This is a genomic window from Pseudomonas sp. Xaverov 83, assembly GCF_019352905.1.
Lineage (GTDB): Bacteria > Pseudomonadota > Gammaproteobacteria > Pseudomonadales > Pseudomonadaceae > Aquipseudomonas > Aquipseudomonas yamanorum.
Map to the genome: position 1 here is coordinate 12116 of NZ_JAAAFU010000084.1, position 8345 is coordinate 20460.

The window sequence follows — 8345 nt, forward strand, 5'->3', positions numbered from 1 at the left end:
AACACTAAAAAGCGAATGGTGGGTGATGACGGGATCGAACCGCCGACATTCTGCTTGTAAGGCAGACGCTCTCCCAGCTGAGCTAATCACCCTTCACTTTCGGTGTGGCGCGCATTCTACGGAGCGACCCATGGTCTGGCAAGCACTTTCTTAAATAATTTTTTTCAGGCCTTCCAATGGCTTAGCGAGGGTTGGCCTATGACGCCATGAGGAGAATAATGCCCCCCTTTGTATATAAGGAGAGACTCACCCCATGTGGTTCAAAAACCTGCTTATCTATCGCCTGACCCAAGATCTGCCTGTTGATGCCGAGGCGTTGGAAACTGCACTGGCCACCAAACTGGCGCGCCCTTGTGCAAGCCAGGAGTTGACCACTTACGGTTTCGTCGCCCCTTTCGGTAAAGGCGAAGACGCGCCCCTGGTGCACGTCAGCGGTGATTTCCTGCTGATCGCTGCGCGCAAGGAAGAACGTATCCTGCCGGGCAGCGTAGTGCGTGACGCGGTGAAGGAAAAGGTCGAAGAGATCGAAGCCGAGCAAATGCGCAAGGTCTACAAAAAGGAACGCGACCAGATCAAGGATGAAATCATCCAGGCCTTCCTGCCGCGCGCGTTCATCCGTCGCTCGTCGACCTTCGCCGCCATCGCGCCGAAACAGGGCCTGATCCTGGTGAACTCCGCCAGCCCGAAACGTGCCGAAGACCTGCTGTCCACCCTGCGTGAAGTGATCGGCACCCTGCCGGTACGTCCGCTGACCGTGAAAACCGCGCCAACCGCCATCATGACCGACTGGGTCACCACCCAGAAACCGGCCGACGACTTCTTCGTCCTCGACGAATGCGAACTGCGCGACACCCACGAAGACGGCGGCATCGTGCGCTGCAAGCGCCAGGACCTGACCGGCGAAGAGATCCAGCTGCACCTGACCACCGGCAAAGTCGTGACCCAGTTGTCCCTGGCCTGGCAGGACAAGCTGTCCTTCATGCTGGACGACAAGATGACCGTCAAGCGCCTGAAGTTCGAAGACCTGCTGCAGGATCAGGCGGAACAGGACGGCGGCGACGAAGCGCTGGGCCAGCAGGACGCCAGCTTTACCCTGATGATGCTGACGTTTGGCGACTTCCTGCCGGCGTTGGTGGAAGCACTGGGTGGCGAAGAAACCCCACAAGGCATCTAAGTCTTAAGTGGGCACAGTCAATGTGGGAGCTGGCTTGCCTGCGATGCGGGCACCTCGGTTTATCAGTTAAACCCGGGTGATGCTATCGCAGGCAAGCCAGCGCCCACAGTTGATCGGGTTAGCACTTCCAGCATTCTAATAACAAGGACCAACCCCATGCGCGCACTCGCCGCCTTGAGCCGTTTCGTCGGCAATACCTTCGCCTACTGGGTGCTGATTTTTGCCGTGGTTGCGTTCCTGCAACCGGCCTGGTTTATCGGTCTGAAAGGCGCCATCGTGCCGCTGTTGGGCCTGGTGATGTTCGGCATGGGGCTGACCCTCAAACTTGAAGATTTCGCTGAAGTCGCGCGCCACCCGTGGCGCGTGGCACTGGGTGTGGTCGCGCACTTCGTGATCATGCCCGGCGTGGCCTGGCTGCTGTGCCAGGTCTTTCACCTGCCGCCGGAAATTGCCGTCGGCGTGATCCTCGTCGGCTGCTGCCCGAGCGGTACGTCCTCCAACGTCATGACCTGGCTGGCCCGGGGCGACCTGGCGCTGTCGGTGGCCATCGCCGCCGTCACTACCCTCCTCGCCCCGCTGCTGACGCCCGCACTGATCTGGCTGCTGGCCTCTGCCTGGTTGCCGGTGTCGTTCATGGAGTTGTTCTGGTCGATTCTGCAAGTGGTGCTGTTACCGATCGTGCTCGGAGTGGTGGCGCAGCGGTTGCTGGGCGCCCGGGTACGGCACGCGGTGGAGGTGTTGCCGCTGGTGTCGGTGATCAGCATCGTGGCGATCGTCGCCGCCGTGGTGGCGGCAAGCCAGGCGAAAATTGCCGAGTCGGGCCTGCTGATCATGGCGGTGGTGATCCTGCATAACACCTTTGGTTTCCTGCTGGGTTACTTCACCGGCCGCGTGTTCGGCCTGCCACTGGCGCAACGCAAATCCCTGGCGCTGGAAGTGGGCATGCAGAACTCCGGCTTGGGCGCCGCCTTGGCAAGCGCGCATTTCTCGCCACTGGCGGCGGTGCCGAGTGCGCTGTTCAGCGTCTGGCACAATATTTCCGGGGCGTTGTTGGCGACGTACTTCCGGCGGATGAGCGAAAAGGAAGATCGCGAACTGTTGGCGAGCAAGTCAGAAACTTGATCACCTGATCAATATTCGGCACTCTACCGGGCTTCGCGGGGACGACCTCGCGACGCTATCGTGCGATTAATCAGGGGACGACCCCACCTAAGAAGGGAGGTCATCATGTCCTGGATCATTCTGTTTTTTGCCGGACTGTTTGAAGTCGGTTGGGCCGTCGGACTGAAGTACACCGACGGTTTCAGCAAGCCACTGCCCACGGCCCTGACGATTGCCGCCATGGCCGTCAGCCTCGGGCTACTGGGGCTGGCCATGAAGGAACTGCCACTGGGCACCGCCTATGCCATCTGGACCGGAGTCGGTGCGGTGGGCACGGTGATTGCCGGGATTATCCTGTTCGGGGAGTCCATGGCGTTGTTTCGCCTGGCCAGTGTGGCGTTGATTATCTGTGGGCTCATTGGGCTCAAAATCAGCGCTTAAGCACCAGATCGTTCCCACGCTCTGCGTGGGAACGCATCCTGTGACGCTCCGCGTCACGACTCTAAAAGCGGACGCAGAGCGTCCTCGGCGGCATTCCCACGCAGAGCGTGGGAACGATCAACTACCTGACACTCCCGCGCAATTCCCCCACCACCCCATGCAACGCCTCGGGCGTCGCCGCCTCTACCGTCACCGGCGCGCCGGCCACCAAGGTCACCCGCGACCAGATCCGGTGAAAGAAGCCCTTGTTCGGATCGCGACTGAAGAAACTCCCCCACAGCCCCTGCAACGCCATCGGAATCACCGGCACCGGCGTCTCTTCAAGAATTCGCGTCACCCCACCGCGGAACTCGTTCATCTCGCCATCGGAGGTCAATTTGCCTTCCGGAAAGATACACACCAGCTCACCGTCCTTCAGGTAGTGGGCAATCCGCTGGAACGCTTTTTCGTAAATCTGGATGTCCTCATGCCGCCCGGCTATCGGAATCGCCCCGGCAGTACGGAAGATAAAGTTCAGCACCGGCAAGTTGTAGATCTTGTAGTACATGACAAAGCGAATCGGCCGACGCACCGAACCGGCAATCAACAGCGCATCGACAAACGACACGTGATTGCACACCAGCAATGCCGCGCCCTCGTCCGGGATCAGCTCGAGGTTTTTATGCTCGACCCGGTACATGGAGTGGCCGAGCAGCCAGATCATGAAACGCATGGTGAACTCGGGCACGATCTTGAAGATGTAGGCGTTGACGGCGATATTCAGCAGCGACACCACCAGGAACAACTCGGGGATCGACAGCTTGGCCACGCTCAGCAGCAGGATCGACACAATCGCCGAGACCACCATGAACAGCGCGTTGAGGATGTTGTTGGCCGCGATCACCCGCGCCCGCTCGTTCTCGGCGGTACGCGACTGGATCAGTGCGTACAGCGGCACGATATAGAAACCGCCAAATACACCGAGGCCGAGGATATCGAACAACACCCACCACGCCTGGCCGTAGCTCAGCACCGCGATCCAGTCGTTGGCCTGGACGTTCTGCGGAAACCCGCCGGAATGCCACCACAGCAGTAGACCGAACACGGTCAAACCGAAGGAGCCGAACGGCACCAGGCCGATCTCGACTTTGCGCCCGGAGAGCTTCTCGCACAGCATCGAACCCAGAGCGATGCCCACCGAGAACACCGTGAGGATCAGCGTGACCACGGTCTCGTCGCCGTACATCCACTCCTTGGCGTAGGCCGGGATTTGGGTCAGGTAGATCGCGCCGACAAACCAGAACCACGAGTTGCCGACAATCGAGCGCGACACCGCCGGCGTCTGCCCCAGGCCCAGCTTCAAGGTGGCCCAGGACTGGCTGAAGATATTCCAGTTCAGGCGCATCTCGGGGCTGGACGCCGCCGCGCGGGGAATGCTGCGGCTGGCCAGGTAACCCAGCACCGCGATGCCGACGATGGCGGTGGAAACCACCGGCGCGTAATGGGTGGAGGACATCATGATCCCGGCGCCGATGGTGCCGGCCAGAATCGCGAGGAACGTGCCCATCTCCACCAGGCCGTTGCCGCCCACCAGCTCATCTTCGTGCAGGGCCTGGGGCATGATCGAGTACTTCACCGGCCCGAATAGCGCCGAGTGCGTGCCCATGGCGAACAGCGCCAGCAGCATCAGCTCCAGGTGGTTGAACATGAAGCCCACCGCGCCCACCGACATGATCACGATCTCGCCGATCTTGATCACTCGGATCAGCGCGTCCTTGTTGAACTTCTCGCCAAATTGCCCGGCCAGGGCCGAGAACAGGAAGAACGGCAGGATAAACAGCAAGGCACAGAGGTTGACCCAGATCGAACGATCACCGTCGATGGTCAGCTTGTAGAGAATCGCCAGGATCAACGACTGCTTGAAGATGTTGTCGTTGAACGCCCCAAGGGACTGGGTAATGAAGAACGGCAGGAAGCGCCGTTTGCGCAGCAAAGTGAATTGCGAGGGGTGGCTCATCGTCCGTGTTCCTGCGTGGCCTGAAGACTGTTATTGGTTTTTCCAGGCCACGACTTTACCTAATCCTGCTTACTTATTCGCTAGTCCTGCAATGCACGGCGATACAAAAAGCTCACCTTTATAGGCACCTTGCACCGTGCGCTTGGCAACGATCAGCCACATCAAGGCCAACGCTGCCACCAGCACACTGCCGACGATGCTGAAAAAGCCCAGGTGCAAGGTGCTCGCCAGTTTCAGCGTGGCCAGCGAGTACACACCCAATGGGAAGGTGAAGCCCCACCAGCCAAGGTTGAACGGAATGCCGGCCCGCAGGTAACGCACGGTGATGAGCACCGCGATCAGCATCCACCACAAGCCGAAGCCCCACAGGGTGATCCCCGCCACCAGGCCGATGCCGTTGGCCATCTCGCCGACGCCGGGCAAGCCATTTGCCGCAAAGATGGCCGGTGCATCACTGCCCAGCACCAACATGCCCAGGGCGCCGGTACCGATGGGGCCGAGGGCCAGCCAGCTCGACGCGGCCATATTGGCGTGAGGCAGTTTATGCAGGGCCATGCGCAGCATCAGGATGGTCAGGATGCTGAACGCCACCGGCAGGGAAAACGCCCATAACACGTAGCTGGTCACCAGCATCACCAGTTGCGAATGGGCATCGGCCAGGTGCGGCGCCAGCAGGCCACCGCTGGCGGCGGCGACTTCAGCGGCCACCACCGGCAGCAGCCAAACGGCGGTCATCTGGTCGATGCTGTGTTCCTGGCGGGTGAACATCATGAACGGGATCAACACCCCGCAGGCCAGGGCCATCGCCACGTCCAGCCACCACAGCACTTCGGCCAGTTGCACCACGCCATCACCCCAGCGCGGCAGGCCGAACACCAGGAAGCCGTTAATAATGGTCGCCAGGCCCATGGGAATGGTGCCGAAGAACATCGACACCGTGGAGTGCCCAAAAATACGCCGCGCCTCGTGGAAAAACATCACCCAGCGCGTTGCGTACAGCACGCTGAACAGCACAAACAGGCCGATGGTAAACAGCCACAGCCCTTCGGCCACCGCGTGCAGCCCCGGCAGGTTGACCGGCAATTGCGCCAGCGCCAACGCCAGCACCCCGGTGCCCATGGTGGCGGCAAACCAGTTGGGGGTGAACTGGCGAATCACTTCCCGGGGACGGGTCAGGTGACTGAAGGGTTTCAAGCTGCTGTGAAGCGTATTCGGGCAAGTCATGGTGTATTCCTCTTCCTCGCATGAGGTTGAGGCCATGGTAGAACCGAATCGAATATCTATATAACGGGTAATATCTCTAACTGTTATCTGTTTTGTAGATATACGATTAAACGCTGCCTTCGGATTCAATCACCAGAATCCGCGCGGCCCCCTGTGGATGGGCCACATGCTCGGTTCCGACGCTGGCATAGAAGATGTCACCGACGTGCAGTAACGCCATCTGCTCGGTGCCGTTTTCGCGGTAGTGCATCTGCACCTGGCCATCGAGCACCACGAACACCTCCTCCCCGTCATTCACGTGCCAGCGGTACGGCTGGTCGGTCCAGTGCAACCGGGTGGTGATGCCGTTCATGTTGGCGATGTCCAGCGCCTCCCAGGCGCGGCTGCCGGTGAAGTCCTTGCTGCGGATGATCTTCATGTGTGAATCCCAAGGCGTACGGGTGGCGAATTATTACCGAATCAATTACCCGCCGTCGCCCTGCTCCGCGCCAAATCCTGCAATAGCAACGCCACCAACGCGCCGAGCGCCAATACGATCAGCACCACGCCGTAACCGTCGGTGGTGGCGATCAAACCGAAGGTGCGCGTCAAGTTGCCCGCCAACAACGACGGCACGCAGAACGCCAGGTAACTCAGCACATAGAACGCTGACATCAAACCCGCTCGCTCATGGGGCAAGGCCAACGGTAAAACGCTGCGCAGTGCGCCGAGGAACCCCGAGCCGAAGCCGCCGCCGGCGATCAGCGTGGCAATGAAAAACAGCGGCAGGCTGGCGCTGTGGACGGCCGTGAGGATCAGCGCGACACCCACCGCCAGCAGCACGGCGCCCAACCGCAGGACCTTGTCCGCCGGGCGGTTGCGCAGGCTGAAAATCATCACCGCACCGCTCAGCGTCAACACCGCGACCAGCCCGCCGCCAATCAGGTTCGAGGTGGACCCGGTGGCCGCTCGTACCAGCGAGGGCGCCAGGGACAGGTAAAAGCCGCCCATGGCCCACACCGCTACATCCACCGGCAATGAGATCCACAACGCACGACGCGCCTGGGGTGGCACATGCAAGGTAGGCCACAGCGAGGCCAGCGCGCCAGGCATCCGGCTGACTGTTTCCGGCAGGCGCCAGACGTACAACGCCTGGAGGATCATCAACACGAGCAGGGTCCAATAAATCAACGTGGTCGGCATCGGCGCGAACTCCACCAGCAGGCTGCAACCCATGGCGCCACAGGCCATGCCCAACAAAGGCGCTACGCTGTTGATCAACGGACCTTGCTGGCGGTCAGTGTCGAGCAGCGCAGCGCCCAATACGGCGGTGGCCATGCCGGTGGCAAAGCCTTGTACCGTGCGGGCGGCAATCAGCCAGCCGACGCTGTCGGCATTGATAAACAGCAGCATCGCCAGCATATCGAGGAGCAGCGCGGCAAAAATCACCGGCTTGCGCCCCAGATGGTCCGACAGAGAACCCACGGTCAGCAGGGCAGCCAGCAGGCTCAAGGCGTAGATGCCGAATACCAGGGTCAGCATTGCTGCCGAAAAATGCAGGCCTTCCTGATAGAGGTGGTACAACGGCGTCGGCGCGCTGGAGGCGGCGAGGAACGTGAGCAAGGTGATCGCGAGGAACACCAGGCTGGAACGATGGGAAGTAACGCTGGACATGGGCACGCTCCGCTAAAGCTAATATTTTGCTTTTGCGGAGTGTGCTACTGGATGGCGCTTAAAGCAAATTCTTTGTGTTAAGGTTTTACGCATGGCGATAAAAGAAGGCCTCCGCCCGGGGGGCCGTAGTGCCCGGGTTCAGGAATCAGTGCATTCGGCTGTGCGCGAATTGCTCGAAGAGCAGGACCGTTCCAGCGTGACCGTGCCGCAGATAGCGACGCGCGCCGGGGTCACGCCTTCGACTATCTACCGCCGTTGGGGTGACCTTGCTGCGTTGTTGGCGGATGTCGCCATGGCTCGTCTGCGGCCGGACAGTGAGCCGGCCAACACTGGCAGCCTGCGTGGCGACCTGCGGGCCTGGGGTGAGCAGTATCGCGATGAGATGAGTTCGGATCTTGGCCGGGAGATGATGCGCGATGTGCAATGCAGTCAGGCGCCGGGGTATTGCGTGGGGATTCTCACCGGGCAGTTGGAGACGATCCTGGATCGCTATCCGGGCGATGCTGAAACTGCCCCCAGCGTGGATCGGCTGATCAACCTGATCGTCGCGCCCACCGTGTTTCGCAGTTTGTTTTCTACTGCGCCGTTGGAGGTTGAAGAGCTGCATGAGTTGATTGAGTTGGCTTTGCGGGGGTGAGGTGGGTTGTGGGTTTGGGTGTATATCCGTTGCTGCGGTAACGGCCGCCTATGGTTCCGCTCTTACAGCGGCTCACTTTTGAAAAGCGCAAAAGTAAGCAAAACGCTCTTGCCCCACCA

The 8345-nt window shown here is 60.6% G+C and carries 8 protein-coding genes and 1 tRNA gene; 4 read left to right on the forward strand and 5 right to left on the reverse strand.

Translation table 11 applies throughout. From position 1 onward, the window contains the following. Positions 1-16: 16 nt before the first annotated feature. Positions 17-92 (reverse strand) — tRNA-Val (locus K0H47_RS28365). Between the two features lie 161 nt (positions 93-253). Between K0H47_RS28365 and rdgC the strand changes: the two genes are divergently transcribed. From rdgC to sugE, 3 genes are all read left to right on the forward strand, one after another. Next, positions 254-1174, forward strand: coding sequence for a recombination-associated protein RdgC (gene rdgC / locus K0H47_RS28370; RefSeq protein WP_008430455.1), 921 nt, complete (start codon positions 254-256; stop codon positions 1172-1174). A 156-nt stretch (positions 1175-1330) separates the two neighbouring features. Further along, the gene (locus tag K0H47_RS28375) at positions 1331-2296 is read left to right on the forward strand and encodes a bile acid:sodium symporter family protein (RefSeq protein ID WP_063028291.1); all 966 of its coding nucleotides are present in this window, start codon (positions 1331-1333) and stop codon (positions 2294-2296) included. 105 nt (positions 2297-2401) lie between these two features. Continuing rightward, entirely contained in the window at positions 2402-2716 is a 315-nt protein-coding gene (gene sugE / locus K0H47_RS28380) for a quaternary ammonium compound efflux SMR transporter SugE (protein ID WP_003190128.1), read from the forward strand. Positions 2717-2837: 121 nt separating this feature from the next. Here the strand turns inward: sugE and K0H47_RS28385 are convergent, their stop codons facing one another. The 4 genes from K0H47_RS28385 to K0H47_RS28400 form a co-directional block, all read right to left on the reverse strand. Beyond that, the gene (locus tag K0H47_RS28385; protein WP_218264525.1) at positions 2838-4712 is read right to left on the reverse strand and encodes an MFS transporter; all 1875 of its coding nucleotides are present in this window, start codon (positions 4710-4712) and stop codon (positions 2838-2840) included. A gap of 69 nt (positions 4713-4781) precedes the next feature. Next, a complete protein-coding gene (locus tag K0H47_RS28390) occupies positions 4782-5936 on the reverse strand; it encodes a TDT family transporter (RefSeq protein WP_177072066.1) in 1155 nt (384 codons plus the stop codon). A gap of 106 nt (positions 5937-6042) precedes the next feature. After that, entirely contained in the window at positions 6043-6354 is a 312-nt protein-coding gene (locus tag K0H47_RS28395) for a cupin (protein ID WP_177072065.1), read from the reverse strand. 41 nt (positions 6355-6395) lie between these two features. Next, on the reverse strand, positions 6396-7589 hold the full coding sequence (locus K0H47_RS28400; RefSeq protein ID WP_093207638.1) for an MFS transporter: 1194 nt from the start codon (positions 7587-7589) through the stop codon (positions 6396-6398). A gap of 91 nt (positions 7590-7680) precedes the next feature. Between K0H47_RS28400 and K0H47_RS28405 the strand changes: the two genes are divergently transcribed. After that, on the forward strand, positions 7681-8226 hold the full coding sequence (locus tag K0H47_RS28405; RefSeq protein ID WP_063028281.1) for a TetR/AcrR family transcriptional regulator: 546 nt from the start codon (positions 7681-7683) through the stop codon (positions 8224-8226). Positions 8227-8345 lie beyond the last annotated feature (119 nt).

Coding starts and splice junctions, on each gene's coding strand:
- rdgC (WP_008430455.1), top strand. CDS start 254: ATGTGGTTCAAAAACCTGCTTATCTATCGCCTGACCCAAGATCTGCCT.
- K0H47_RS28375 (WP_063028291.1), top strand. CDS start 1,331: ATGCGCGCACTCGCCGCCTTGAGCCGTTTCGTCGGCAATACCTTCGCC.
- sugE (WP_003190128.1), top strand. CDS start 2,402: ATGTCCTGGATCATTCTGTTTTTTGCCGGACTGTTTGAAGTCGGTTGG.
- K0H47_RS28385 (WP_218264525.1), bottom strand. CDS start 4,712: ATGAGCCACCCCTCGCAATTCACTTTGCTGCGCAAACGGCGCTTCCTG.
- K0H47_RS28390 (WP_177072066.1), bottom strand. CDS start 5,936: ATGACTTGCCCGAATACGCTTCACAGCAGCTTGAAACCCTTCAGTCAC.
- K0H47_RS28395 (WP_177072065.1), bottom strand. CDS start 6,354: ATGAAGATCATCCGCAGCAAGGACTTCACCGGCAGCCGCGCCTGGGAG.
- K0H47_RS28400 (WP_093207638.1), bottom strand. CDS start 7,589: ATGTCCAGCGTTACTTCCCATCGTTCCAGCCTGGTGTTCCTCGCGATC.
- K0H47_RS28405 (WP_063028281.1), top strand. CDS start 7,681: ATGGCGATAAAAGAAGGCCTCCGCCCGGGGGGCCGTAGTGCCCGGGTT.